This window comes from Pseudomonas sp. FFPRI_1 (genome assembly GCF_055384485.1).
The window spans coordinates 4,832,237-4,858,052 of the sequence record NZ_AP029168.1; the positions used below are offsets into that span (position 1 = coordinate 4,832,237).

General features: G+C 65.8%; 21 protein-coding genes. 14 read left to right on the forward strand and 7 right to left on the reverse strand.

Annotated features, from left to right (window positions below; genetic code table 11):
* Positions 1 to 7: 7 nt before the first annotated feature.
* Both ACZ5BO_RS21460 and ACZ5BO_RS21465 read right to left on the reverse strand, forming a co-directional pair.
* On the reverse strand, positions 8 to 1,096 hold the full coding sequence (locus ACZ5BO_RS21460) for a polyamine ABC transporter substrate-binding protein (protein ID WP_025129769.1): 1,089 nt from the start codon (positions 1,094 to 1,096) through the stop codon (positions 8 to 10).
* A gap of 51 nt (positions 1,097 to 1,147) precedes the next feature.
* Entirely contained in the window at positions 1,148 to 2,449 is a 1,302-nt protein-coding gene (locus tag ACZ5BO_RS21465; protein WP_464696394.1) for an NAD(P)/FAD-dependent oxidoreductase, read from the reverse strand.
* Between the two features lie 136 nt (positions 2,450 to 2,585).
* On the opposite strand from ACZ5BO_RS21465, the gene ACZ5BO_RS21470 reads away from it, so the two are divergent.
* From ACZ5BO_RS21470 to ACZ5BO_RS21500, 7 genes are all read left to right on the forward strand, one after another.
* A complete protein-coding gene (locus ACZ5BO_RS21470; protein WP_025129767.1) occupies positions 2,586 to 3,506 on the forward strand; it encodes a LysR substrate-binding domain-containing protein in 921 nt (306 codons plus the stop codon).
* Positions 3,507 to 3,564: 58 nt separating this feature from the next.
* A complete protein-coding gene (locus tag ACZ5BO_RS21475; RefSeq protein ID WP_464696395.1) occupies positions 3,565 to 4,107 on the forward strand; it encodes an AAA family ATPase in 543 nt (180 codons plus the stop codon).
* 536 nt (positions 4,108 to 4,643) lie between these two features.
* On the forward strand, positions 4,644 to 5,795 hold the full coding sequence (gene wecB, locus ACZ5BO_RS21480; protein ID WP_464696396.1) for a non-hydrolyzing UDP-N-acetylglucosamine 2-epimerase: 1,152 nt from the start codon (positions 4,644 to 4,646) through the stop codon (positions 5,793 to 5,795).
* Positions 5,792 to 7,969 carry a cyclic di-3',5'-guanylate-activated glycosyltransferase NfrB gene (gene nfrB / locus ACZ5BO_RS21485; RefSeq protein ID WP_464696397.1) on the forward strand — a complete coding sequence of 726 codons (2,178 nt, stop codon included), beginning with the start codon at positions 5,792 to 5,794 and terminating at the stop codon, positions 7,967 to 7,969. The genes wecB and nfrB overlap by 4 nt, the downstream gene beginning before the upstream one ends.
* Positions 7,966 to 11,130 carry an NfrA family protein gene (locus ACZ5BO_RS21490; RefSeq protein ID WP_464696398.1) on the forward strand — a complete coding sequence of 1,055 codons (3,165 nt, stop codon included), beginning with the start codon at positions 7,966 to 7,968 and terminating at the stop codon, positions 11,128 to 11,130. Before nfrB ends, ACZ5BO_RS21490 begins: the two co-directional genes overlap by 4 nt.
* Positions 11,130 to 12,011 (forward strand): DUF4434 family protein, encoded by an 882-nt coding sequence (locus ACZ5BO_RS21495; protein ID WP_464696399.1) that lies wholly within the window; start codon positions 11,130 to 11,132, stop codon positions 12,009 to 12,011. The genes ACZ5BO_RS21490 and ACZ5BO_RS21495 overlap by 1 nt, the downstream gene beginning before the upstream one ends.
* Positions 11,995 to 13,077: a GGDEF domain-containing protein gene (locus ACZ5BO_RS21500; RefSeq protein WP_464696400.1), complete on the forward strand. Its 1,083-nt coding sequence runs from the start codon at positions 11,995 to 11,997 to the stop codon at positions 13,075 to 13,077. Before ACZ5BO_RS21495 ends, ACZ5BO_RS21500 begins: the two co-directional genes overlap by 17 nt.
* Positions 13,078 to 13,203: 126 nt before the next feature.
* On the opposite strand, the gene ACZ5BO_RS21505 is transcribed toward ACZ5BO_RS21500, so the two are convergent.
* The 3 genes from ACZ5BO_RS21505 to rpiB all read right to left on the reverse strand — a co-directional run bounded on the left by ACZ5BO_RS21505 (position 13,204) and on the right by rpiB (position 16,792).
* Positions 13,204 to 14,766, reverse strand: a complete 1,563-nt coding sequence (locus ACZ5BO_RS21505; protein WP_025129760.1) for a TerC family protein — start codon at positions 14,764 to 14,766, stop codon at positions 13,204 to 13,206.
* Positions 14,767 to 15,193: 427 nt separating this feature from the next.
* Entirely contained in the window at positions 15,194 to 16,174 is a 981-nt protein-coding gene (locus ACZ5BO_RS21510) for a sugar-binding transcriptional regulator (RefSeq protein WP_025129759.1), read from the reverse strand.
* Between the two features lie 156 nt (positions 16,175 to 16,330).
* Positions 16,331 to 16,792: a ribose 5-phosphate isomerase B gene (gene rpiB, locus ACZ5BO_RS21515; RefSeq protein ID WP_025129758.1), complete on the reverse strand. Its 462-nt coding sequence runs from the start codon at positions 16,790 to 16,792 to the stop codon at positions 16,331 to 16,333.
* A 284-nt stretch (positions 16,793 to 17,076) separates the two neighbouring features.
* Here rpiB and ACZ5BO_RS21520 point away from each other — a divergent pair, with 284 nt between their 5' ends.
* From ACZ5BO_RS21520 to dhaL, 7 genes are all read left to right on the forward strand, one after another.
* Positions 17,077 to 18,564, forward strand: coding sequence for a sugar ABC transporter ATP-binding protein (locus ACZ5BO_RS21520; protein WP_464696401.1), 1,488 nt, complete (start codon positions 17,077 to 17,079; stop codon positions 18,562 to 18,564).
* On the forward strand, positions 18,561 to 19,556 hold the full coding sequence (locus ACZ5BO_RS21525) for an ABC transporter permease (RefSeq protein ID WP_025129756.1): 996 nt from the start codon (positions 18,561 to 18,563) through the stop codon (positions 19,554 to 19,556). The genes ACZ5BO_RS21520 and ACZ5BO_RS21525 overlap by 4 nt, the downstream gene beginning before the upstream one ends.
* Positions 19,557 to 19,616: 60 nt before the next feature.
* Entirely contained in the window at positions 19,617 to 20,624 is a 1,008-nt protein-coding gene (locus tag ACZ5BO_RS21530) for a substrate-binding domain-containing protein (protein ID WP_025129755.1), read from the forward strand.
* A 66-nt stretch (positions 20,625 to 20,690) separates the two neighbouring features.
* A complete protein-coding gene (locus tag ACZ5BO_RS21535) occupies positions 20,691 to 21,449 on the forward strand; it encodes an SDR family oxidoreductase (RefSeq protein ID WP_025129754.1) in 759 nt (252 codons plus the stop codon).
* Between the two features lie 39 nt (positions 21,450 to 21,488).
* Complete coding sequence (locus tag ACZ5BO_RS21540) at positions 21,489 to 22,607, forward strand: MDR/zinc-dependent alcohol dehydrogenase-like family protein (protein ID WP_025129753.1); 1,119 nt, start codon at positions 21,489 to 21,491, stop codon at positions 22,605 to 22,607.
* Between the two features lie 53 nt (positions 22,608 to 22,660).
* Positions 22,661 to 23,662 (forward strand): dihydroxyacetone kinase subunit DhaK, encoded by a 1,002-nt coding sequence (locus ACZ5BO_RS21545; protein WP_464696402.1) that lies wholly within the window; start codon positions 22,661 to 22,663, stop codon positions 23,660 to 23,662.
* Between the two features lie 3 nt (positions 23,663 to 23,665).
* Positions 23,666 to 24,307 carry a dihydroxyacetone kinase subunit DhaL gene (gene dhaL / locus ACZ5BO_RS21550; RefSeq protein WP_025129751.1) on the forward strand — a complete coding sequence of 214 codons (642 nt, stop codon included), beginning with the start codon at positions 23,666 to 23,668 and terminating at the stop codon, positions 24,305 to 24,307.
* A 123-nt stretch (positions 24,308 to 24,430) separates the two neighbouring features.
* Here the strand turns inward: dhaL and ACZ5BO_RS21555 are convergent, their stop codons facing one another.
* Positions 24,431 to 24,808, reverse strand: coding sequence for a VOC family protein (locus tag ACZ5BO_RS21555; RefSeq protein WP_025129750.1), 378 nt, complete (start codon positions 24,806 to 24,808; stop codon positions 24,431 to 24,433).
* Positions 24,809 to 24,883: 75 nt separating this feature from the next.
* Entirely contained in the window at positions 24,884 to 25,765 is an 882-nt protein-coding gene (locus tag ACZ5BO_RS21560; RefSeq protein ID WP_025129749.1) for a LysR family transcriptional regulator, read from the reverse strand.
* Positions 25,766 to 25,816: the final 51 nt, after the last annotated feature.

Below are 25,816 nucleotides of genomic sequence, written 5' to 3' on the forward strand. Positions count from 1 at the left end.
GGGCTCCTCATGTGCCGCTGACGACCCGGGTCCACAGGCGGGTGCTCAGGCGCATGCCGGCCGGGGTCATGGTCTTGATCGGGAACAGGCTGTCGAGCACCGACTGCGGCGGGTAGGCCGCCGGGTTGCTGCGCAATTGCGGCTCTATGTAAGGCAAGGACGCCGCGTTGCCGTTGGCGTACTGCACGAAGTTGCTGATGTTGGCGATCACTTTGGGGTCCAGCAGGTAATTCAGGTAAGCGTAGGCGTTGTCCAGGTGCGGGGCACCCTTGGGGATCACCACCATGTCCATGGCCACGGTGGAGCCTTCCTTGGGAATGCTGTAGCCGATGTTCACGCCGCTTTTCGCCTGGTGCGCGGTGGCCATGGCTTGCAGCACGTCGCCACTGAAGCCCACGGCCACGCAGATGTTGCCGTTGGCCAGGTCGCTGACGTACTTGGCCTGGTGGAAGTAGAGGATCGAGGGACGGATCGCCTGCAGCGCCGCTTCGGCCTTTTTCAGGTCCGCCGGCTGTTCGCTGTGGGGGTCCAGGCCCAGGGCATTGAGGGTGATGGGCACCATCTGCGTGGGGTTGTCGAGAAAGGCCACGCCACACTGCTTGAGCTTCTGGATGTTCTCCGGCTTGAACAGCAGCTGCCAGGACTGGGTGACGTCGGTATCACCGAAGATCGCCTTGATCTTGTCGACGTTGTAGCCGATGCCCACGGTCACCCACATATAGGGGATGCCGTACTGGTTGCCCGGGTCGCTGGTTTCCAACAGCTTCATCAGCTTGGGATCGAGGTTGTTCCAGTTGGGCAGCTTGCTGCGGTCCAGCGGCTGGATCGCCCCGGCCTGGATCAGCCGCGGCAGGAAGTGATTGGACGGGCTGGCCAGGTCGTAGCCGCTGCCGCCAGTCATCAACTTGGCCTCGGTGGTTTCGTTGCTGTCGATCACGTCGTAGGTGGTCTGGATACCGCTGCGCCGGGTGAACTCGGCCAGGGTGTCGGGAGCGATGTAGCCGCTCCAGTTGGCGATGCTCACAGTTTCGGCCGCGTGTACGCTTGCGCCGTACAAGGCCAGGGATAACAGTGCCGTAGTGGTGCGATTAATCATGTTTCCGCCCTCTGTGCTCTTATTATTGCGGCGTTTTATTCGCCGCGACGGTTAACGCTCGTGTCGCGCGCGCTGCACTTCCCAGCCCATGCGCAAGCTTGCTCCAATGTCGAAAAACGGTCGCGGCGGCAGGTAGCCGGGGCGGGCCTGGGACAGCACGTCCCGCAGCAGCGAGGAGTCGCAGCCGGCGGCCATTTCCGCCAGCAGCCGGCCCCACAGCGTGCCTCGGGCCACCCCCGAGCCATTGCAGCCGGCCACCGCGTGCAGGCCTGGGGCAACCCGGCTGAAGTACGGCTCGCCGGAGCGGGTGCCGCTCAGGTGCCCGGTCCAGGTGTATTGCAGGTCGGCGTCGGTGATGCCGGGAAAGCGCTTTTGCAGGCCCCGCAGGTGTTCCTGGCGGCGTACCGCCAACTGCGCCGGGCCGAGGTCGCGCTGGCGATATTCAACGGTGTTGCGCATCAGCAAGCGGCGCCCCGGCAGCAGGCGCACCGTGGCCGCCCCGGGCAAGGTGGAGAGCACGCCCCAGCCCTGCTCGTCCAGCAGCTGTTGCCAGTGCTCCTGGTGCAGGGGCCGGGTGATGCTGGCGCTCAGTTCCAGGGGGAAAGTAGCGCTGTGCCGGACCCCGACCCGGGGCAGGAAGGCGCCGACACAGGCCAGCACCTGGGACGCCTGGATCTCGCCCTCCCCGGTGGTGGCCCGCCAGCCCCGGCCCGCCAGGGGCTGCAGGTCCTGCACCGGGCTGTTCTCGAACACCGCCAGGCGTTCCGGCAGGCGCTCCAGCAGGCCCTTGACGTACTTGGCCGGCTGCAACAACGCGTTACCGCCGGCGCAGTGGATGGCCCGCTGGTAGAAGCCGCTGCCCAGGCGCTGCTGCAAGGCCGCGCCTTCCAGATACCGGGCCTGGGCGCCCGCCGCATTCAGGGTGGCAACCCGGGCGCTGCTGTCCTGCAGGTGCTGGGGCTGGTGCACGGCAAAGTGATAGCCGCCCGCGTCGAACTCGCATTCAATGCCCAATTCGTCAATGCGTTGGCGCACCTCTTCACCGGCAGCAACGCCGATTCCACAGGCCAGCTGATAGGCCTGATGCCCGGGTCGACCGAGCAATTCGTCGGCCCCGGGCAGCTCATGGCTGACCACGAACCCCGAGTTGCGCGCCGAGGCGCCCTGGGCCGCCCGTTGGCGATCCAGCAGGACGATGCGCTGCTGGGGAAACATCCGCGCCAGGGCGTGGGCCGCCGAGAGGCCGGTAATGCCACCGCCAATGATCAGCCAGTCGGCTTTCTGGAGGCCCTTGAGGGTTGGCCGCTGGGGAGTCTGCCCCGCCAGGGCGATCCAGCCACATACATTGTTCAAAGCCTGTCACTCCTGCACAATCCATGCGCCGGGAGCATTCAACAGAACATTCAATCCGGCGCCACATGCCTACAATTTAGGGATATGACGGCTTCATTTCGAACGTTATTAATTCATCCATCTATTCGGAAAACGCATGGATAACCCTCTTCGGCTGCCCTCGTTGCAGGCCCTGCAAACCCTGGTCAGCGTGGCCCAGACCCACAGCTTCACCGAGTCTGCGGCGCGCCTGCACCTGACCCAGAGCGCGGTGAGCCGGCAGATCCAGCAACTGGAGGAGCACTACGGCGCCAGCCTGTTCGAACGCAGCAGTCGCCGGGTCTCGCTGACAGACTCGGGGCGCGATGTCTGCAACGTGGCCACGCAGGTCCTCAGGTCCCTCGGCGCCTTGCAGGAACGCCTGGCCCCGGCGCCCCTGGACCGGCCGTTTCGCATCCGCATCTTTGTTTCCCTGGCGGTGCGCTGGCTGCTGCCCAGGCTCAGCGGTTTCTACGCCGCCAACCCCGGGCTGTGCCTGTCGATCGAGACCGTGGGCGGGGCCATGGTGGACCCCAGCGGCGATTGCGACGCCTACGTGCTGTACCTGCCGGAAGGCCTGGACGAACGGCCGCTGACCCCACTGTTCGACGAATACCTGGTGCCGGTGTGCGCGCCGCAACTCAGTGACGGGCAATTACCGCCGCGCTCCCTGGAAGAGCTGGCCGGGCACGCACTGATCCACGGCTCCACCAGCCGCCAGGAATGGACCGCCTGGCTGCAGGCCCAGGACGACCAGAGGCCCCGCAGCTACAAGCACCTGCTGTTCAACCTCGACGACCTGGCCCTGGACGCCGCTGCCCGGGGGCTGGGGGTGGCGATGACCGACCTGATCCTGGCCCAGGACTCGATTGCCCGGGGCAGCCTGCTGATTCCCTTCGGCCAAGCGCTGAAGACCGGCGGGGTCTATGCCCTGTGGCTGCGCGACAGCGGCGCCGCGCACCCGGCCTGCGAAACCGTCCTGAACTGGTTCCAGGCCCAGGCGGCCGAGCGGGATCTGCCCGCGCCAGGGCGGGCCTGAAACACCTGCACGGGGCAGCGGCCCGTCATCCCGCCTTTCTGGTTCAGGAGGAACTGCGTTGAAACCACGGATCTATCTGATCGGTGCCTCGGGCGCCGGCGTCAGCACCCTCGGCAGCGCCCTGGCCCGGCACCTGCACGTGCCCCACGTCGATGTCGATGAGCACTACTGGATTCCCAGCGATCCGCCCTTCACACAAGCACGCCCGCCCGAGGAACGCCTGGAGCGCCTGCACGCAGCCCTGGGCGAGGCGCCCTGGGTGGTGTCGGGTTCGATGGATGGCTGGGGCGACGCCATCATCGCCAAGGCCGACTGGGTGCTGTACCTGGACACCCCGACAGCGCTGCGCCTGCAGCGCATCGCTGCCCGGGAGCGGCAACGCTTCGGCCCGCGCATCCTGCCCGGGGGCGACATGCACTCCCAGCACCTGGCGTTTCTGCAATGGGCGGCGGCCTATGACAGCGGCACCCGGGCCGGCCGCAGCCGCCCACGGCACAACGCCTGGCTGGCGCAATTGCAGCAGCCCTGGGAGCGCCTGGACGGCAGTCGATCGAAGGATGAATTACTCGACCAGGCCCTGCGGATCATGGGCCGGGACTGATACCGCTGAAGGACCGCTGAACAGCGGTCCGGGAAAGGCCTGGACGCTACGGGGGGCTCAACTGTAGACAGTCGCCATCGCCCAGGCAAAGCACGCCAGCACCAAGGCCATTCCCACCACATACACCGCTAAAGCACGACCCACAGCAATACTCCACGAACTAGGCAGTCATCAAAACACTCACTCTCGGGGTGAGTCATGGCGCGCATTTTAACAGCAAGCGACGTCATTTTGACACCAGTCCTTGATCTGGATTTTAGACCTACCGACAAATGGCAATATCGTCAATTTTGTGGCGAAAAAAGCCATCCAGGCATTCTTGTCGAACAACCCGACACCGCAACATGATTTTGCATTTTTCCCAGGGCTTCTCCGCCGTTCGAGGAACTTGACGCCCAGGTCAATGCCAGACCCCCTTTTCCCGATAACCGCGCATTTGAGCGATGTCACAGCCTTCGCACCTGGTTGGACAAGAGTGATTCTCACTGCTTTCATTCAAGGTCAGGTCCGGTTATCACAATCCCAGGAGGGGATACATGCCTTTCAAAGTCATGATGGTTTTCGGTACGCGTCCTGAGGCGATCAAGATGGCGCCATTGGCCCGGGTGCTGCGCAACTGGCCAGGTATCGAGTTGCACATCTGTTCCACCGGCCAGCACCGGGAAATGCTCAAGCAGGTGCTCGACTCCTTCGAGCTCGAAGTCGATGTGGACCTGCAAGTGATGACCCAGGGCCAGACCCTCAACGGCCTGTCGCAGCAACTGCTGATCCACCTGGACACCAGCTACCAGCGCCTGCAACCGGACATCGTGCTGGTCCATGGCGACACCACCACCAGCTTTATCGCCGCCCTCGCCGCCTTCAACCGGCAACTGCCCATCGGCCACGTCGAGGCCGGCCTGCGTACCGGCAACCTCAAGGCGCCCTGGCCCGAGGAGGCCAACCGGCGCCTGACCGGCGTCATCGCCGACCTGCACTTCGCCCCGACCGCCAAGTCCGAAGCCAACCTGCTGCGGGAAAATGTTCGCGCCGAGAACATCGAGGTCACGGGCAATACGGTGATCGATGCACTGTTGTGGATGCGCACCCACCAGCAGCAAACCCACTGGCGCCCCGCCGCCGACTCGCCCCTGGCGATGCTCGACGACAACCGGCGCATGGTACTGATCACCGGCCACCGCCGGGAGAACTTCGGCGACGGTTTCCGCGATATCTGCCAAGCCCTGGCAACCCTGGCCCAGCGCTACCCGGACGTGCAGTTCGTGTACCCGGTACACCTCAACCCCCAGGTGCAGAACGCGGTCTACGGCCTGCTCTCGGACAAGCCCAACATCTACCTGGTAGCGCCCCAGGACTATCAGCATTTTGTCTGGCTGATGGGACGTTCGCACTTCATCCTCAGCGACTCCGGCGGGGTCCAGGAAGAAGCCCCGGCCATCGGCAAGCCGCTGCTGGTGCTGCGGGACGTCACCGAACGGCCGTCGGTGCTGGAGGGCGGCACCGTGCTGCTGGTGGGCACCGATCACCAGCGCATCGTGAGCCACGCCAGTGAGCTGCTGGACGATCCCCAGGTGTATGCCCGCATGAGCCGCGTGCACAGCCCCTACGGCGATGGCCACGCCAGCGAACGCATCGCCCGTCGGCTGTGCTCCTGGCTGGAGGCCCAGGCTGCGCGTGACCCGGCATGAGTCTGGGCTTGATCGATGTCTTCATCTATATCCTCTATGGCCTCAAGTACCTGGCGATCACCCTGGCCCTGCTGATGTTCCTGCTGGGCCTGGATGACCTGTTCATCGACCTGGTGTATTGGGGCCGCAAGCTGATCCGGCGCTGGCGGATCTACGAAAAATTCGAGGCGGCGGATGAGAAACGCCTCTACGAGACCCCGGAAAAACCCCTGGCGATCATGGTCCCGGCCTGGAACGAGGTCGGCGTGGTGGGCGAGATGGCACGCCTGGCGGCCTCCACCCTCGACTACCAGAACTACCAGATCTTCGTCGGCACCTACCCCAACGACGCCGAGACCCAGGCCGACGTCGACGCGGTGTGCCAGCACTACCCCAACGTGCACAAGGTGGTCTGCGCACGCCCCGGTCCCACCAGCAAGGCCGACTGCCTGAACAACATCATCGACGCCATCCTGCGCTTTCAGAACGAGGCCCGGATCGAGTTCGCCGGCTTCATCCTGCATGACGCCGAAGACGTGATCTCGCCCATGGAACTGCGCCTGTACAACTACCTGCTGCCCAACAAGGACCTGATCCAGATCCCGGTCTACCCCTACGCTCCGGCGTGGCAAGGCTTCACCGCCGGGCACTACGTCGACGAGTTCGCCGAGAACCACGGCAAGGACGTGATCGTGCGCGAGGCCCTGACCGGCCAGGTGCCCAGCGCCGGGGTCGGCACCTGCTTCAGCCGCCGGGCCATCAGCGCCCTGCTGGAAGACGGCGACGGCATCGCCTTCGACGTGCAGAGCCTGACCGAGGACTACGACATCGGCTTTCGCCTGAAGCAAAAAGGCATGAAGTGCATCTTCGCCCGCTACTCCATCAGCGATCCGAAACTGGCCCTGGACTACCAATGGGTGCCGGGCATGGACCGCCGCTTTGCCCAGGTGATCTGCGTGCGCGAGCACTTCCCCCGGGACTGGCAGCACGCCGTCCGGCAGAAGTCGCGATGGATCGTCGGCATCGTGTTCCAGGGCACCACCAACCTGGGCTGGAGCCGCAAGGGCCTGCTCAACTACTTTCTCTGGCGCGACCGCCGGGGCCTGATCGCCTACCTGCTGAGCTTCCTGGTGAACCTGCTGTTCCTGGTGCTGCTGAGCATGTGGCTGATCACCGTACTGTCCCCCGACGCCTGGCGCTTCCAGTCGATTCTTGCCGACAGCCCGCTGCTGGCGGCGCTGCTCTGGCTCAACGGCCTGATGCTGCTCAACCGGCTGTTCCAGCGGGCCTGGTTCGTCACCCGGTTCTACGGTGTGGTGCAGGGCCTGCTGTCGGCGCCACGAATGATGTGGAGCAACTTCGTCAACTTCTTCGCCAACCTGCGGGCCCTGCGCCAAGTACTGCAGATGGGCGACTCGCGGCGCGTGGCCTGGGACAAGACCACCCATGAGTTCCCCGCCCTGACCAAGGCCCAGCGCAGCCCCCTGGGCCACCGCCTGGTGGACAAGGGCCTGCTCACCGAAGAGCAGCTCGAAGCCGCGATCACCAGCCCGGTACGCCGGCGCCTGGGGCGCGAACTGCTGCTGCGCGGTTACATCGACACGACCCAGCTGGTGCAGGAACTGGCCGAACAATTCGATCTGCCATGGGCGCCCCTGAACCCGTTCAAGATCGATCCGCAACTGATCGCCGGCGTGCCGCGGCAGATTGCCGTGCAGTACGGCGTACTGCCGGTGGAGGAACAGAGCGAGACCCTGGTCCTGGCCGCCGAAGACCCGGTCAGCCAGGTCTCGCTGGGGGCCATCAGCCGCCAGCTCAAGCGCCCGGTGAGTTGCCGCCTGGCCCCCCAGGGCCGGGTCACCCTGGGCATCCGCTACTGGTACGCCGGCAAGCATCAGAGCGAGGACACCCGACGCATGCTCGAGACCCTCAAGCGCCACCAGGATGACGAAGCCCTGCTGGAGCGCATCAGCCTGCACCAGGTGCAAGTCGGGCACCTGCTGCAGGTGCGCGGCCTGGTGCCCCCCAGCCTGTTCAACCAGGCCATGATCGACTACGACGCCGATCGCGGCTCCCTCGGCGAGCACCTGATCGAACGCGGCATGATCACCCCCCAAGTACTGCAGCAGGCCCTGGCGGACCAGGCCTCGGAACAACAGGCGGCCTACCGCATCGTCGCGCAGGTGGCCCCATGAACCCAGGCCATCAACTGTTGCTGTGCAGCCTGCTGCTGAGCCTTGGCGGCACCGCCATGGCCCAGACCGAACCACTGACCGACTTCGAGCGTTTTCGCAGTTACCCCTACCTCGACCGCAGCTACCGCGAGGCGCAAAAAGGCAACTGGAAGGAGGTCGAGCGCCTGACCCGGCACCTGCTGCAACAGGTGCCGAAGAACCAGGAAGCCCAGGGCCTGCTGGCCCAGTCCCTGGCTCGCCAGCGACGCTACAAGGACGCCGTGCAGGCCATGAACACCCTCCCGGGCGACAGTGAGGCGCTACTGGAACTGCGCCTGACCTGGATCGAACAGGATCCGCCCGGTACCGAACAGGTGGAAAGCTGGATCGCTGCCAGCTCGCTGGCGCACCGGATACGCCTGTGGCAGGCCTACAGCATGAGCCTGGCCAAGTTTGGCGGAGCCCGGCGCGCCTACGACTGGCTGGCGCAACTGCCGGCCAAGGGCGACGACACGGCCCTGCGCCAGGCCCGGGCCAACTGGTCAGAACAACTGCGCAACTGGGATGAAACCATCGCCCAGCTTGAACCCGTGGCAGCTCGCGGGCAGCTCGACGCCGAAGGCTGGCAGCGCCTGGCCACCGCCTACACCCAGCGCCTGGACGAGATGAAGCTCGAAGCCCTGCTGAAACAGGCCCCCAGCCCCGAGGCCGCGCACCAGGTGCACCTGGCGATGATCGAGCGGGCGATTGCCCTGGGCCACCGCAACCAGGCGCAACGCTGGATCCAGCGCCTGTCGCCGGCCGAGCAGGCCGACCCGGCCCTGCGCCAGCAGCACTGGGAACTGGCCCGCCAGGAGAACGACAGCGACACCGTGCAACGCCTCAGTGCCGAGTTGCAACGGCCATGCCTGGAGACCGCTGAATGGCTGTCCCGGCACGACCCGGACGCCGCGCTCAAGCAATTGCACCAGTGCTCGCCCCAGGACGATCCGCAGGCCTGGCTGGTGCTGGCCCAGCGCCTGCAAGCCAGCGACCTGCTGCAAAGTCAGCGCCTGCCCGATCCTTGGGACACGGCCCGGCGCGAACGCCTGGTGGAGGTCTGGCAAGAACAGGGGCAAGGCGCCCAGGCCCTGGCCTGGCTGAGCCAGCAACCGCAGACCCCGGCCGTGCTGAGAAAACGCGCCGAACTCCTGCAGGCCCAGGGCCGCCACCAGGAAGCGGCCGAGCTGTGGGAACGCCAGTACCGCCAGACCGGCAACCTGGCGGCCCTCGACCAAGCCACTTACCTGGCCCTGGGCAACGGCCAGCAAACCCGCGCCCAGTCACTGCTGGAACAGGCCTATGAGCGCCACGCCGGCGGCTTGCCCAGCCCCCTGCTGCAGCGCCTGGCCGGGCTCTACGCCGCCTCGCCGCGCCTGAGTCCAGCGCAGCTGCAACGCATGGGCGCGCTGGTCAAGCGAGTCGACCCGGCCACCCGTGGCCAGCTACTGGCGCAACTGGCGGAAAACGATCGCTGCGACATCGTGCAACAGGCCATCGGCCAACAGCCCAGGGAAGCCGTGGAATACCGCGCCCTGGGCCGCTGCGCCATGCCCGAGCAACCCGGGGCGGCCGTCGCCTACTACCAGGCTGCCGAACGCCTTGGCGAGCGCGGCAACCGCCTGCCCCTGGCCTATGCCCTGGAAGCTTCCGGCGACTCGGCCGGGGCCCTGGCCATCTGGCGCAGCGTGCCGGACACCCAACTGAGCGACAACGCCCGGCTCACCGCCAGCCGCAGCGCCCTGACCGTCGGCGACAACCCCGGCGCCGAACATTACTGGCAGCACAGCCAGGCCCGTGGCGCTGATGAGTGGGCCCTGGGGGCGGCGATCGCCGAGCAGCGCGGTGACACCGCCACAGCCCTGGAGCGTCAGCGTCAGGCCCTCAGACAGGCACCGAATGCCGAGCACTACTACGCCGCGTCGGTCACCGCACAGAAGGCCGGCGACCCGGAGCAAAGCACCCAGTGGCTGGCCGAAGCGGTGCGCCTTGAGCCGGACAACCCGCGCTTTCGCGCCGACTACGGCATGCGCCTGTCCGCTACCCAGACCCCGCAACAGCGACGCCTGGCGATTCCCTACCTGCAACAGGCGACCCGCGACTTCCCCGAGGACTACCGCCTGGGCGAGACCCTGGCCTGGCGCTACGACGAAATCGAAGACAGCGCCGCAGCCCGCCAGGAACTGCGTCGAGTAATCGACCTGGAGCAGAACCCGGTGGCCGCCGATGACCACAACGGCAGCCTCGAAGCCCGTCGCTACCGCCAGCGCCGCGCCCATGAAAGCCTGTCCCGGCGCGACAGCGTGACCATCGCCAGCACCTGGTCGCCAGGCGGGGTGTCCACCAACAACAGCCTGCTGCCCAACAGCAACACTCAGGGCAGCCGGCGCAGCCCGCAGTCGCAGAACGTCCAGGTGGCGATGTGGGACCACGCCCTGGGGGACGAGCCCAGCCGCAACGGCAGCACCCTGTCGGTCTATGGCCGGACCCTGCTCGGCGGCCTCGGTCGCTCGTCCTACGCCGAGTCGGCCGCCGCCGGCCTGGGCCTGCGCTACAAGCCCTGGGGCAACGCCAACATCAATTTCTATGGCGAGATCTACAAGCAGAGCCAGTTCGACGACCAGGACAACCATGGCCTGAGCCTGGGCCAGATGCTCGACCCCGGCCGCCTGCTGGACCAGCTCAACGATCACCGCAAGCGCGGCCACACCAGCACCGACTACCTGCTGCGCACCACCGCCTCGTTCTTCGACCAGGGCAAGTACCGCAACGACTGGCGAATCGACGAGAGCGACTGGGACGAGCGCTTCCTGTACCTGGACGCCGCCTGGTGGACCAAGGCCGGCGACCATCAATGGCTGTCGCGCTACCAGCAGGGCCACGCCTGGAAACTGCCGCTGAGCACCCCGCAGACCCTCATGCCCTACGGCTTTCTCGAGTTTGCCGCGCAAGACCCGAGCAACGACTGGCGCCAGGACCTGCGCACCGGGGTCGGCCTGCGCTGGCAATACTGGTTCGACGACGACAAGTACAACGCCTACCGCGCCCACCTGACCGTGCGCACCGAATATCAACAGTCCCTGGGAGGCAATCTGTACGAAGGGGGCAATGGCGTCCTGGTGGGCGTGGAGCTGAATTTCTGATGAAACGACTGATGCTGACCACCCTGCTATGGCTGGGCCTGCAACTGACGACCCACGCCGAGGAGCGGCTGTTCTACCAGCCGCTCAACAGCGATGCCGCCCTGAGCCGCGAGCAGTGGCGCGAAATCTGGCAGGCCAGCGCCCGGCACGGGGTCAAGACCCTGATCGTGCAATGGACCGCCTACGGCGACTCGAACTTCGGCAACGCCCACGGCTGGCTCGCCGACAGCCTGCGCCAGGCCCGGGACCAGGGCCTGCAGCTGGTTCTGGGTCTGTACATGGACCCGGCCTACTACCAGCGTATCGAGCAACTGGACAGCGCCGGCCTGGAAACCTACTGGCAAGCGCAACTGGCCAGCTCCCTGGACCGCCAGCGCAAGCTGCGTGAAGACTGGAAGCTGCCGGTCAGCGGCTGGTACCTGCCCATGGAACTGGACGACCTGCACTTTCAGGCCGCGGACCGCCGCACCACCCTGCACCGCCAGCTCAAGGACTTCGCCCGCCAGCTCGACGCGCCACTGCACCTGAGCGCCTTCAGCGCCGGCCACCTGGCGCCCCAGGTCAATGCTGCCTGGCTCGGCGAACTGGCCAGTGCCGGCCTGCAGCTGTGGTGGCAGGACGGCGCCGGCACCGGGCGCCTGGCGCCGCTGGTGCGCGATACCTATGCCAGTGCCCTGCCCTGCAGCGTCGGCATCGTCCACGAAGCCTTCCGCCAGACCAGCGCCGCGGGCCAGCCGTTCCACGCCGAGCCGGCCGCCCCGGATGCCCGGCCCGGCGGTTGCCACGCCAGCGCGGTGTTCTCCCTGCGCTACCGCCCGTGGGGCAAGCCACTGCTCGATCATCCGCTCACGACCAAGGCCCGCAATGTTCAGAACCATTGAAGAGCAAGTGCTCAAGCAGGCCGCTCCAGCCGCCTTGAAAATTGAATTCGCGCAACATGATTTCGAACGTCTGCGCAGCTTCTGCATCCTGATCTACATCGCCAGCACCGTTATCTGGCTGATCTTCGACCTGATTGTCAGTTTCCCCGGACGGCAGGGCTTCACCGTCTACTCGATGGTGTTCCTGGCGATCCTGGCCCTCACCACCATCATCCTGCGCTTCACCCGCAAGGCCCGGCATTTCCAGTGGGTCAACCTGCTGTTCGTGCTGACCATCACCATCGGCGTACGCCTGGTGATCGAGGGCCTGCCCATGGACCTGCACCCCGGCTGGCTGATCCTCGGCGCTTCCAGCATTCTCTACAGCGCCTCGGTGATGCCCTTGCGGCGCTGGTCGTTCTTCGCCGCCATCCTCATTACCTGGGCAGTACTCAATCCGTTCTGGGCCACCCAGATCGCCATCAGCGAGCTCAAGGGCCTGATGGTGCTGGTGTATGCCCTGTTTCTCAGCACCCTGACCCTCTACAGTTTTCTCAAGCTGCGCCAGGCCAAGCTGCACAACTACATCATGTCCAAGCTGCTGCTGGACCAGGCCTACCTCGATACCCTCACCGAAATCCCCAACCGCCGCTCCTTCATGACCCGCGCCGACCAGCGCCTGCAGGCCCTGCCCCGGGAGCACGAGCACTACCTGGCGATGATCGACATCGACAATTTCAAGAAGGTCAACGACCTGTACGGGCATGACATCGGCGACGAAGTGCTCAAGCGCATCGCTGCCGATATCAAGTCGGTGATGGTGGATTTCGACTATGCCCGCCTCGGCGGCGAGGAGTTCGCCATCTACCTGGCCGGGGTCCGCCGCGACGATGTCGAGGCCCTGGCCGGGCGCCTGTGCCAGGTGGTACGGGACCAGATCACCCAACACCCGGTGACCATCAGCATCGGCCTGGCCCGGGTCGAGGAAGGCGACAGCCTGAACCAGGCGCTGATCAATGCCGATCGGGCGCTGTACGAGTCCAAGCACAGCGGCAAGGACAGGTACACCTTTCACGTCCCATCCTAGCCACGCCCTGTGCTCCTGCCGGAGTAGTGCCTGTGCAGAGGCTCGGGCCGGCATGGGATGAGCCCCGGGGCTGCTGCGCGGCCCAGCGCGACCCAGCCCCCTCGCCACCGGGCCTGCCGCTGACGGTCAGACGGGTTCCTGGCGCGACAGCAGGACCCGGGTCACCCGGCGCTCTTCCACGGCCATGACCTGCAGGCTCCAGCCCTCCCACTCCACCCGGTCGCCCTTGACCGGCAAGCGATCCAGCAGGCTCATCACCAACCCGGCCAGGGTCTGGTAGTCATCGGTGGGCGGCGCATTGAAGCCGGTGCGCTGGCGGACCAGGGGCAGGTTCAACGCACCGCCCACCAGGAAGCCGCCATCCTCCTCGACCACATCCGGGCCTTCGATCTCGCTGGCATCAGGCAGCTCACCGGCGATCGACTCAAGGATGTCCGTCATGGTCAGGATGCCGACAAAGTCACCGAATTCGTTGATCACGAACGCAATGTGGGTCGAAGCCTTGCGCATCTGCTCCAGGGCATTGAGGATCGAAAAACTGTCCAGCAGGTTGAGGGTCTTGCGCGCCAGGTGCGCCAGGTTCGGCTCGTTGCCCGCCAGGTACTCCTTGAGCAGCTCCTTCTTGTGCACAAACCCCAGGGGCTCATCCACCGCACCATTGCGAATCAGCGGCAGGCGCGAGTAGGACGAATGCATCAGTTGGGTGCGGATGGTTTCCGGGCTGTCGGCCAGGTCGATGGTGTCGACCTGGGCACGCACGGTCATCAGGCTGCGGATCGGCCGCTCGGCCAGTTGCAGCACGCCACTGATCATCACCCGCTCGCGGCGGTCGAACAGCTCGGCAGCCGGCGCCTCGCCCTCTTCCAGCAGGTCGGCGATTTCCTCGCCCACTTCCTCGGCCGCCAGCTTGCGCCCGCCCAGCAGGCGCATCACCGCATAAGCGGTGCGCTCACGCATGGGCCGCAGGCCCTGCATGGACTTCTTGCGCCGGGCCCGGGCCACCTGGTTGAACAGCTCGATCAGGATCGAGAAGCCAATCGCCGCGTACAGGTAGCCCTTGGGAATATGGAAACCCAGGCCTTCGGCGGTCAGGCTGAAACCGATCATCATCAAGAAGCCCAGGCACAGCATGATCACCGTCGGGTGCTCGTTGACGAAGCGAGTCAGCGGCTTGCTGGCGATGATCATCACGCCGATGGACACCACCACCGCGATCATCATCACCGCCAGTTCCTCGACCATGCCCACGGCGGTGATCACCGCGTCCAGGGAGAACACTGCGTCGAGCACCACGATCTGCGCCACGATCGGCCAGAACAGCGCATAGGTGGCGCTGCCGGTGCGCACGCTGACATGGCCTTCCAGGCGTTCATGCAGTTCCATGGTGGCCTTGAACAGCAGGAACACACCGCCGAACAGCATGATCAGGTCACGGCCCGAGAAGCTCTTGTCGAACACCTCGAACAGCGGCTGGGTCAGGGTCACCATCCAGGAAATACTCGCCAGCAGGCCCAGGCGCATCAACAGCGCCAGGGACAGGCCGATCAACCGCGCACGGTCACGCTGCTCCGGCGGCAGTTTGTCCGCGAGGATGGCGATGAACACCAGGTTGTCGATGCCCAGCACCAGTTCCAGGACGATCAGGGTCAAGAGGCCAAGCCAGGCCGTGGGGTCTGCGATCCATTCCATAAAAAACACTCGATACCTTCAGAGGGGTCAAACAGCCGGACGCGACAAGGCACCAAGGTGCACGCGATGCACAACCTCGGGGCCGGGTAGATCAGGGCAGAAAGTGGCCAGGGCCGGAAAAGCCGGCAAGGCATGAGGGCGGCCTGAGCGTCTGGGGCTCAGTATGGCCGGAAGGCACGAAATACTGGACGTGGAAAGCGAGGGTTGCAGCAGGAAAGAGCGCCGACTGGGAGGCTCCGAGAGACTGTTCATGCAGGTCCTGGATGGAAAAACGGACTTGAAGATTACAGGGCCGGCGCGGAGTTTCCCCAGCGGGAAATTATTTCAAAAGTTTATCGATTTGCACGCCCGGCCCCTGCGGGCCTTGCGGCCAAGACCGCTGGTCGCCCGAGCGAACGCCAGTAGCCACCGGCCACTGCCAGCGCGGTCAGGGCTTACGGGTGGCGTCGTCCAGGGCGAGGATGGTATGGGCGTTGGTCACAGTGGTGGCCAGGGTGTTGATCACCCCGGAACGCAGCGCCCCAAGGGTGGCCGCGGCCTTGGTGTTCTCGCTGGCGATGGCCACCACATCGGGAATCCGCACCAGCTCCTGCACGCTCAGGCCGATCACCCGCCCCTGCATGGCGTTGACCGCCGGCTGGCCGTGAATGTCGATGAAGTCGTAGCCCATCATGTCGCCCACGGTGCCCGAGAGCCGCGCCTGGGCCACTTCCTGGGGCGAGAACCAGCCCATGCGCACCATGTTGCTGTTCTCGCTCATGTCACCGATGCCGATCAGGGCGATGTCGGCGCGCCGTGCCCGGTCCAGGGTCGAGCGCACGGTGTCGTTGCTGATCAGCGCGCTGCGCAGCTCGGGATTGGCCACCAGGGCCGGGGCGTACAGAGTCTCGCTCTCGGCGCCGAAGCGCTGGGCCAGGCGCCGGCAGATATGGTCGGGGTTCATGTACTCGCCGGCCCGCAGGGAACCGCCGATGGCGCAGACGAAGGTGCAGTTGCGGGTCACCGGCAGGAACACGTTGTCGGCCACCGCGCCGACATTGCGGCCCATGCCGACGGCGACGATCATGCCGTCGCCCAGGGTCTTGTTCAGGTAGTTGGCCACCAGGCTGGCCACCGCCGAGCGCTGGGTATCCGGGTCGCTGTGGTCCACCGCGATCAACGCCCGGTCGAGCTTGAAGCGCTGCACCAGGGCCTGCTCCAGCTCGTTGTTCATGGCCGGGTGCTGCAATACCCGCACCTCGACGATGCCCTCGTCCCGCGCGCGCTTGAGCAGACGGCTGACCTTGGCCCGAGACAGGTCGAAGCGCTTGGCGATGACCTCCTGAGTGACGTTCTCCAGGTAGTAAAGCATCGCCACTTCGGTCATCAGGTCGATGTCGCTGGCCCCGCGCAGGGTACTGTCACTCATGTGGACTGGCTTCCGTTTCGGCGTCAAAGGCGCATTCTCCTAGTGGATGTCGATGGCGTCCAGCCTTGGTGCGCCGCCACGGCGCCGGCGTGCCCTGCCCGGTGCCGGTCGCAGCCCCGACCAGTTCCACCCAGTCCTCGGCGGCGCCGACCAAGCCTAGGAATGCCCATCGCGCTCGATGGCGTTGATGCGCTCCACCTTGGCCCCGGAGCGCGCCACTTCGAACTCCGATTGCAGGAAGGCACTGACAATGCCCTTGGCCACCTCCGCCCCGACCACCCGGGCGCCAATGGAGAGAATCTGCGCATCGTTGCTCTTGCGTGCGCGCTCCGCCGAATAGGTGTCGTGGGCTTGCGCCGCGCGTATGCCCTGAACCTTGTTGGCCGAGATGGCCATGCCGATGCCGGTGCCACAGACCAGTATTCCCAGGCGATGCCGCCCGGCCTTGATCGCCGTGGCCACGGCCAGGGCGATGTCCGGATACAGCACCGGTTCCAGTGAATGAGTGCCGAAATCCTCCAGCGGATGCCCCAGCGCCTCAATGTGCCCCTTGAGCAATTCCTTGAGCTCGAAACCCGCTTCATCACATCCAATGGCCACCGAAAAGGCGCTGTTCATGGCAGTTCGCTCCGCAAAGTGAGGTAAGAACGAGATTGATCATATGATCATTGACTGAAACTTTGCTCAGCTATTTTTTCAATATTACACGCCGAGGTGTCAAGCGAGATTTACCTGACACCCGAGTCAAAGCCCTACATAGAGGGGTAAAAAGCCCTATAACCCGTTCAGGAAGAATTATTCCGAAAGCGATTGACTGATCAGAATTTCATTTGATACACATATGATCACTGGGAAACATGACTCTGCGACCTAATAAGAATTCACCGCACGAGGACACGCCGATGGCCACGCCATTACTGCTCCAGGCTCGACATGTCGCCAAGGCCTACGCCGGGGTTCCCGCCCTGCGCGACGGCTGTCTTGATCTGCGGGCCGGCAGCGTGCACGCCCTGTGCGGCGGCAACGGCGCCGGCAAATCGACCTTTCTCAACATCCTCATGGGCATTGGCCAGCGTGACGCCGGCAGCATCCTGCTCAATGGCCGGGCCGTGCGTTTCGAGCGCCCCGGCGACGCCCTGGCCGCCGGGGTGGCGATGATCACCCAGGAGCTGGAACCGATCCCCGACATGACCGTGGCCGAGAACATCTGGCTGGGGCGCGAGCCCCGTCGCCTGGGCTGCATCGTCGACCGCAAGGCCCTCGTTCGGCAGACCCGCGAGCTGCTGCAGGGCCTGGAGTTCGAGGTCGACCCCCAAAGCCCCATGCGCCACCTGAGCGTGGCCCAGGTGCAGCTTGTGGAAATCGCCAAGGCCTTCAGCCACGACTGCCAGGTGATGATCATGGACGAACCGACCTCGGCCATCGGCGAGCAGGAAACCCAGACCCTGTTCCGGGCCATCCGCCGCCTCACCGAACGCGGCGCCGGGATCATCTACGTGTCGCACCGCCTCAGCGAACTGGCCCAGATCGCCGACGACTACAGCATTTTTCGCGATGGCGCCTTCGTCGAGAGCGGGTCCATGGCGGACGTCGACCGTGCCCACCTGGTGCGCGGCATCGTCGGCCAGGAACTGCAACGCATCGACCACAAGGCCGGCCGCCAGCAAGCCGCGCAAACCTGCCTGGAGGTCCAGGGCCTGTGCCGTGATGGCGAGTTCCAGGACATCAGCCTGCAACTGCGCCAGGGCGAAATCCTCGGCATCTACGGCCTGATGGGTTCGGGGCGCAGCGAATTCCTCAACTGCCTCTATGGCCTGACTACCGCCGATGCCGGCAGCGCCAGCCTGCAGGGCCGGCCCCTGACCCGGGGCACCCCGGCAGCCAGCCTGCGCGCCGGCCTGTCCCTGGTGCCCGAAGACCGCAAGGACAGCGGCCTGGTGCTCGATGGCAGCATTCTCAGCAACATCGCCCTCAGCGCCTACGGGCAACTGTCGCGCTGGTCGCTGATCAATGCCCGCAAGGAACAGGCCCTGGCCCGGGACATGATCGGCCGCCTGCAGATCAAGGTCAGCTCCCTGGACCTGCCGGTGGCGTCCATGAGCGGCGGCAACCAGCAAAAAGTGGTGTTGGCCAAGTGCCTGTCCACCCAACCGGTGTGCCTGCTCTGCGACGAGCCGACCCGGGGTATCGACGAGGGCGCCAAGCAGGAGATCTACCACCTGCTGGACCAGTTCGTGCGGGCCGGCGGCGCCGCCATCGTGGTGTCTTCCGAAGCCCCGGAACTGCTGCACCTGAGTGATCGCATCGCGATCTTCAAGGGTGGCCGGCTGGTGACCATCAGCCACGACACCGACCTCTCCCAGGAAGCCTTGTTGAGTCTCGCCTCATGAATGCCAAGACCCGGATCTCTCCTGCCAGCACCGCCACCGCCGTCAGCCCCGCCGCCCGCAGCCACCTGCGCCGGGCCCTGGACCGCTTCGGCCTGCCCCTGGTGTTCATCCTGCTGTGCGTGGCCATGGCCTTTGCCAGCGAGTACTTCATGACCTGGCGCAACTGGATGGACATCCTGCGCCAGACCTCGATCAACGGCATCCTGGCGGTGGGCATGACCTACGTGATCCTGACCCGGGGCATCGACCTGTCGGTGGGCTCAATCCTCGCCTTCGCCGGGCTGTGCAGCGCCCTGGTGGCGACCCAGGGCTACGGCCTGCTGGCGGCGGTGAGTGCCGGCATGTTCGCCGGGGCCATGCTGGGCATGGTCAACGGCTTCATGGTGGCCAACCTGTCGATCCCGCCCTTTGTCGCCACCCTGGGCATGCTCAGCGTCGCCCGCGGCATGACCTTCATCCTCAACGACGGCAGCCCGGTCACCGACCTGCCGGAACACTACCTGGCCCTGGGCATCGGCAAGATCGGCCCGGTGGGCGTGCCCATCGTGATCTTCGCAGTGGTGGCGCTGATCTTCTGGCTGGTGCTGCGCTACACCACCTACGGCCGCTACGTGTATGCGGTGGGCGGCAACGAGAAAAGCGCGCGCACCTCCGGGATCGGCGTGCGCAAGGTGATGTTCTCGGTGTACGTAGTCTCGGGCCTGCTGGCGGGGCTGGCCGGCGTGGTGCTCTCGGCCCGCACCACCTCGGCCCTGCCCCAGGCCGGCACCTCCTACGAACTGGACGCCATCGCCGCGGTGGTGATCGGCGGCACCAGCCTGTCCGGCGGCACCGGCAGCATGGTCGGCACCCTGTTCGGCGCCCTGTTGATCGGGGTGATCAACAACGGCCTGAACCTGCTGGGGGTGTCGTCCTATTACCAGCAAGTCGCCAAGGGCCTGATCATCGTCTTCGCGGTGCTGATCGATGTCTGGCGCAAGAAGAAAGGCTGACCCCCGCCACCGCGCGGTACAACCACAACAACAATGGAGTTCCCCATGAAGCTTTCTCCGATCCGGCTTGGCACTTCCCTGGCAGCAGTGGTGGCCATCACCCTGCTCTCCGGCAACCCGGCGCTGGCAGCCGAAAAGACCTACAAGATCGGCGCCGCGGTCTACGGCCTCAAGGGCCAGTTCATGCAGAACTGGGTGCGCGAGCTCAAGCAGCATCCGGCGGTCAAGGACGGCACGGTGCAGATCACCGTGTTCGACGGCAACTACGACGCCCTGACCCAGAACAACCAGATCGAGACCATGGTCACCCAGCACTACGACGCAATCATCTTCGTGCCCATCGACACCAAGGCCGGGGTCGGCGCCGTGGCCCGGGCCCGGGAGAACGACATTCCGGTGATCGCCTCCAACACCAAGGTGGCCAGCGCCAGCGTGCCCTACGTCGGCAACGACGACGTCGAGGGCGGGCGCCTGCAGGCCCAGGCCATGGTCGACACGCTCAAGGGCAAGGGCAATGTGGTGATCATCCAGGGCCCGATCGGCCAGTCGGCACAGATCGACCGCGAAAAAGGCGAGATGGAAGTGCTCAAGCAGCACCCGGACATCAAGGTCATCGAGATGAAGACCGCCAACTGGTCCCGGGCCGAAGCCCTGTCCCTGACCGAAGACTGGCTCAACGCCCACCCCAATGGCGGCATCTCGGGGGTCATCGCGCAGAACGACGACATGGCCCTGGGCGCCCTGCAGGCGATCAAGTCCCGCGGGCTGTCCCCCAGCGACGTGCCGGTGACCTCCATCGACGGCATGCCGGATGCCATCCAGGCAGCGAAAAAAGGCCAACTCACGACTTTCCTGCAGGACGCCCAGGCCCAGTCTCAGGGTGCCCTGGACGTGGCCCTGCGGACCTTGGCCGGTAAGGACTACAAGCCGCGCTCGGTGATCTGGGAGCGCTACGCCAGCAATCTGAAATGGGGTGATGGCAGCGACACGCTGTACATCCTGCCCTGGGTGCCGGTGACCCCGGCCAACGCCGACGCGCTGTACCAGCAGGTCAGCGGCAGCAAATAGCCCCTGCGGTGACCGGCGAGCCTGCTCGCCCGGCACCGGCCACCACCTACAACAAGGAGTCATGACATGTCCGGATTCTGGGACCAGGCCTTCGATCTGAGCGGTCGTTGCGCCGTGATTACCGGTGGCGCCGCCGGCATCGGCCTGGCCTGCGCCAGCCTGCTGGTGGAGCGCGGCGCCCGAGTGGCCCTGCTCGACCGCGACCCGGCGGTGCTGCGCATGGCCGCCAACCTGGGCAGCCAGCACCTGGGGGTGCCGGTGGACCTGCGGGAGCTGGACCAGTTGAACCAGGCAGTGGAGCAAGTGGCCGAGCACTTCGGGCGCCTGGACTTTCTGGTCAACAGCGCCGGCGTGGCATTGCTGGACAAGGCCCTGCAAGTGACCGAAAGCGCCTGGGACACCACCCTCGACATCAACCTCAAGGCCAGCTTCTTCATGGCCCAGGCCTGCGCCCGGCACATGCGAGACCAGGGCGGCGGGCGCATCGTCAACCTTGCCTCCCAGGCGGCGGTGATCGGCCTCGACCGGCACGTCGCCTACTGCGCCAGCAAGGCCGCCGTGGTGGGCATGACCAAGGTCCTGGCCATGGAGTGGGCGGCGGACGGAATCAACGTCAACGCCGTCTCGCCAACCATTGTCGAGACCGCCCTGGGCAAGCAGGCCTGGGCCGGCGAACTGGGGGAACGGGCCAAATTGCAGATCCCGGTCGGGCGCTTCGCCCAACCCGAGGAAATCGCCGGGCTGGTGCTCTACCTGCTCAGCGACGCCGCCAAGATGATCACCGGCGAGAACGTGGTGATCGACGGCGGCTACAGCATTCAATAACCCGCAGACATTCCAGCCATTGCGCCGAGGTGCCCGTTTATGTCCAGCCAGCCTGAAACCGCCAGCGCCCATCAGTTGCCGCCCGCCATTCCCGCCACCATGCAGGCGGTGGTCTGCCACGGTCCCGAGGACTACCGCCTGGAACAGGTGCCCGTCCCCATACCGGGGCCCGAGGAGATCCTGACCCAGGTCGAGCTGTGCGGCATCTGCATGGGTGATATCAAGACCTACCGCGGCGCGCCGTCGTTCTGGGGCGACGCCGAGCAGCCGCGCTACGTCAAGCCGCCAATGATCCCCGGCCACGAGTTCGTGTGCCGGGTGGTGGCCCTGGGGCCGGGCGCGGAAAAACGCGGGGTCAAGGTCGGCGACCGAGTGATCTCGGAGCAGATCGTGCCCTGCTGGGGCTGTCGCTTCTGCAACCACGGCCAGTACTGGATGTGCCAGAAACACGACCTGTACGGTTTCCAGAACAACGTCCAGGGGGCCATGGCTCAGTACATGATCTTCACCCGGGAAGGCATCGTGCACAAAGTGCCGGACAGCATTCCAGCGGACGAGGCCATCCTCATCGAACCCCTGGCCTGCTCCCTGCACGCCGCCGACCGCGCCGATGTCGGCTTCGACGACATCGTGGTGGTGGCCGGGGCCGGCACCCTGGGCCTGGGGATCATCGGCGCGGTGCGCATGCGCAACCCCAAGCGCCTGATCGTCCTCGACATGAAGCCCGAGCGCGCCGAACTGGCCCTGCGCATGGGCGCCGACGAGGTCTGGAACCCGGCCGAGGAAGACGTGCTGGCGAAGATCCGCGGCCTCACCGAAGGCTATGGCTGCGACATCTACATCGAAGCCACCGGCCACCACAAGGCGGTCAACCAGGGCCTGGCGATGCTGCGCAAACTGGGACGCTTCGTCGAGTTCAGCGTGTTCAACGACGAAGCCACGGTGGACTGGTCGATCATCGGCGACCGCAAGGAACTGGACGTGCTCGGCTCGCACCTGGGGCCCTACATGTACCCGCGGGCCATCGACTTCATCGGCCAGCGCAAGATCGACATGCGCGACGTGGTCACCCACACCTTCGCCCTGGCGGACTTCAAGCAGGCCTTCGCGGTGATGGAACGTGGCGATCGCTCCCTCAAGGTGGTACTCAAGCCCTGAGCCGCCCCCACTCACCGCGCCACGGCCAATAACAAGAACACAGGAAAACCGTCATGAATCGAGTGATCAACGACCCGGACCAGGTGGTCGAGGACATGCTGCAAGGCATCCTGCTGGCCCACCCGCAACTGGCACAGTTCGAAGCCAATCCACGGGTCATCGGCAAGCGCCAAGCCTCGCCGCAGGGCCAGGTGGGCATCGTCACCGGCGGCGGCTCGGGCCATGAGCCGGCCTTCCTCGGCTATGTGGGGCCAGGCCTGGTGGACGCCGTGGCAGTGGGCGAGATCTTCTCCTCGCCCACCGCCAAGAGCTTCTTCGACGCCTTTCGCGCCGCCGACCGCGGGGCCGGCGTGGCCTGCCTCTATGGCAACTACGCCGGCGACAACATGAATGTCAAACTGGCGATGAAGATGGCCGCCAGCAGGGACTTGCAGGTACGCACGGTGGTGGCCAACGACGACGTGGCGTCAGCACCACGGGAAGAGATCCACAAGCGACGCGGCGTGGCCGGGGAAATTTTCATGTGGAAGGTCGGCGGCGCGGCGGCGGCCCGGGGCTACGACCTCGACGGGGTTATCCGGGTCGCGCAGAAAACAGTCGACCAGTGCCGCTCCATCGGCGTCGGCCTGACCCCCTGCACCATTCCCGCCGTGGGCAAGGCCAACTTCCAGATTGCCGACGGCCAGATGGAACTGGGCATCGGCCACCATGGCGAGCCGGGCATTGAAGTGGTCCCCACTGAATCCGCGGCGGCCATGGCCCAGCGCATGCTGGCACCGATCCTTGCCGACCGGGAGTTTGAGCACGACGCGTCGGTGGTGGTCCTGGTTTCAGGCCTCGGCGCCACCCCGGTAATGGAGCTGTACATCTTCTACGCCGAAGTCGAGCGCCTGTTGCGCGCCCAAGGCCTGAACATCCACCGCTGCTACGTCGGCAACTACTTCACCTCCCTGGAGATGATGGGCGTGACCCTGACCCTGCTGGGCCTGGACGCCGAACTGGCAACCCTGATCGACCACCCTTGCCGCTCCATCGGCATGACCCAGGCGGAGTGAGCCATGAACCAGCAGTTTTCCAGCCAGGACGGCAGCGCCATCGTCAGCGATCTGGTGACGGTGATCGTGGCCAACCGCGAGTACCTGAGTGAAGTGGACGGCGCCATCGGCGATGGCGACCACGGGATCAACATGGCCAAGGGCTTCGCCCATTGCGGGCGCGCCCTTGAAGGTCGCGAACTGGGCCTGGCAGAGGCCCTCGACGAACTGACCCTGAGCCTGATGGAAGGCATCGGCGGCTCCATGGGGCCGCTGTACGGCAGCCTGTTCATCGGCATGGCCAACGAGGTGCGCGGCGCCACCCGGATCGACGCCGCGGGTTTCTCCCGCCTGCTGCGGGGCGGCCTGACCTCCTTGCAGGACATCACCGAGGCCGGCGTGGGCGACAAGTGCCTGATGGACACGCTGATTCCGGCGGTGGAGGCCTTCGAGCAGGCCGAAGCTGCCGGAGCCTCGTTCCAGGAGGCCTTGCAACGCATGAAAAGTGCGGCGTCCCAAGGCCGGGACTCGACCCGCGACCTGGTGGCGCGGATCGGTCGGGCCAGCCGCCTTGGGGAGCGCTCCCTGGGGGTACTGGATGCCGGGGCAGTGTCCTGCTGCCTGATTCTCGAGCGCCTGGCGGACTCCATCACCGCGCGCCTTTGATCAGCCCTGCGCGCGCCCTGGCGATCCGGGCTCGGCATGGGTTGGGCCACTGCCGAGCCCGGAGGAGCCGGGCGCTCTGCCAGCCCAGGGCTCCTGCCGGTCGAGCCCTGCCGATGACTGCGGCTACACCTGTTCGGCAATCTCGATCAGGTTCAGGTCCGGGTCCCGCAGGTACACCGAACGGATCGGCCCCGTGGCCCCGGTGCGCGCCACCGGGCCTTCGATGATCGGCCAGTCGACCTGCTGCAGGTGGGCAATCACCTGCTCCAGGGGCACGCTGGCGATAAAGCACAGGTCCAGCGCCCCCGGCACCGGCAGGTGCGCCTTGGGTTCGAACTCATGGCCGCGCACATGCAGGTTGATCTTCTGGTTGCCGTACTTGAACGCCTTGCGTCCGCCGGCAAAGGTCTGCAGTTGCATGCCCAGCACCCGCACGTAGAAATCCTCGGCGGCGACCGGGTCGACGGTGGTCAGTACCAGATGGTCAAGGTGGTCGATCATGGGCGGTTCAGCTCCTGAAGAAAAACGCACAAGGCGAGGATTATGCGCGCCAGTCATCTGCTTGAACACGCCTTCTCAGGCCTTGTTCCGGTACTCGCGCCGGACCTGTTCGATGTAGCGCACCACTGCTGGAGCCTGCTCGAAACGGCGATGGATCAACGACAGCCAGGACGATGCCGAACTGCCGCCGATGGGCCGGTACAGGACATTGGGCAGGCTGACATGGCCCACCACCGACTCGGGAACCACCGCCACCCCCTGCCCCAGGGACACCAGGGCCAGCACCGCCACCAGGCCCCCGGGCTGTGCCCCGAGCTTGGGAGCGTAGGCGCCCTGGGCCGCCACCTGCAGGGTGCCGCTGATCTGCTCGGGCAGAATGAAGGTCTCGTTGAGCAGGTGCTCGGAGGCGATCTGCGGCAGGCGGCACAACCAGGACTCGGCTGACAGCGCCAGGACAAAACCCTCGGCGTCCAGGCGAATGGCCTCGACCCCCTCCGGCAGGGGCATGGGCGAGCGGATGTAGCCAACATCGAGGCGCCCGTCGGCGATACGCGCCGGCAGTGTCGCCATGGGCATCTCCCGCACATTGAGGCTGACGTCCGGGCAATCGCGGCCAAAGCCCTGCACCTGTTTCTGCAGCAACCCGGAATACACCGCCGAGGCCACGTAGCCCAGCTCGATGTGACCGATCTCGCCGCGCCCGGCGCGCTGCGCGTTGCGCTGGGCAAACTCGAACTGGCGCACCGTCGCCTCGGCCTCCAGCAACAACGTGGCACCGGCCTCGGTGAGGCTGACCTCGCGCTGCTGGCGCAGGAACAGGCGCGTGCCCAGGGCTTTTTCCATGTCCTGGATCTGCCGGCTCAGGGTCGGCGGGGCAATGCCCAGTTGCTCAGCGGCACGGGTGAAATTGCGCTGCCGGGCCACCGCCAGGAAGTAGCGAAAGTGACGAATTTCCATAAGGGCATTAGCTCAAAGGTAATGAACTGCCCGCCAGCAGCTAACAAAGAC

Coding starts and splice junctions, on each gene's coding strand:
- ACZ5BO_RS21495 (WP_464696399.1), top strand. CDS start 11,130: ATGAAACGACTGATGCTGACCACCCTGCTATGGCTGGGCCTGCAACTG.
- ACZ5BO_RS21555 (WP_025129750.1), bottom strand. CDS start 24,808: ATGATCGACCACCTTGACCATCTGGTACTGACCACCGTCGACCCGGTC.
- ACZ5BO_RS21540 (WP_025129753.1), top strand. CDS start 21,489: ATGTCCAGCCAGCCTGAAACCGCCAGCGCCCATCAGTTGCCGCCCGCC.
- dhaL (WP_025129751.1), top strand. CDS start 23,666: ATGAACCAGCAGTTTTCCAGCCAGGACGGCAGCGCCATCGTCAGCGAT.
- ACZ5BO_RS21500 (WP_464696400.1), top strand. CDS start 11,995: ATGTTCAGAACCATTGAAGAGCAAGTGCTCAAGCAGGCCGCTCCAGCC.
- rpiB (WP_025129758.1), bottom strand. CDS start 16,792: ATGAACAGCGCCTTTTCGGTGGCCATTGGATGTGATGAAGCGGGTTTC.
- nfrB (WP_464696397.1), top strand. CDS start 5,792: ATGAGTCTGGGCTTGATCGATGTCTTCATCTATATCCTCTATGGCCTC.
- ACZ5BO_RS21545 (WP_464696402.1), top strand. CDS start 22,661: ATGAATCGAGTGATCAACGACCCGGACCAGGTGGTCGAGGACATGCTG.
- ACZ5BO_RS21520 (WP_464696401.1), top strand. CDS start 17,077: ATGGCCACGCCATTACTGCTCCAGGCTCGACATGTCGCCAAGGCCTAC.
- ACZ5BO_RS21460 (WP_025129769.1), bottom strand. CDS start 1,096: ATGATTAATCGCACCACTACGGCACTGTTATCCCTGGCCTTGTACGGC.
- wecB (WP_464696396.1), top strand. CDS start 4,644: ATGCCTTTCAAAGTCATGATGGTTTTCGGTACGCGTCCTGAGGCGATC.
- ACZ5BO_RS21535 (WP_025129754.1), top strand. CDS start 20,691: ATGTCCGGATTCTGGGACCAGGCCTTCGATCTGAGCGGTCGTTGCGCC.
- ACZ5BO_RS21490 (WP_464696398.1), top strand. CDS start 7,966: ATGAACCCAGGCCATCAACTGTTGCTGTGCAGCCTGCTGCTGAGCCTT.
- ACZ5BO_RS21560 (WP_025129749.1), bottom strand. CDS start 25,765: ATGGAAATTCGTCACTTTCGCTACTTCCTGGCGGTGGCCCGGCAGCGC.
- ACZ5BO_RS21525 (WP_025129756.1), top strand. CDS start 18,561: ATGAATGCCAAGACCCGGATCTCTCCTGCCAGCACCGCCACCGCCGTC.
- ACZ5BO_RS21470 (WP_025129767.1), top strand. CDS start 2,586: ATGGATAACCCTCTTCGGCTGCCCTCGTTGCAGGCCCTGCAAACCCTG.
- ACZ5BO_RS21505 (WP_025129760.1), bottom strand. CDS start 14,766: ATGGAATGGATCGCAGACCCCACGGCCTGGCTTGGCCTCTTGACCCTG.
- ACZ5BO_RS21510 (WP_025129759.1), bottom strand. CDS start 16,174: ATGAGTGACAGTACCCTGCGCGGGGCCAGCGACATCGACCTGATGACC.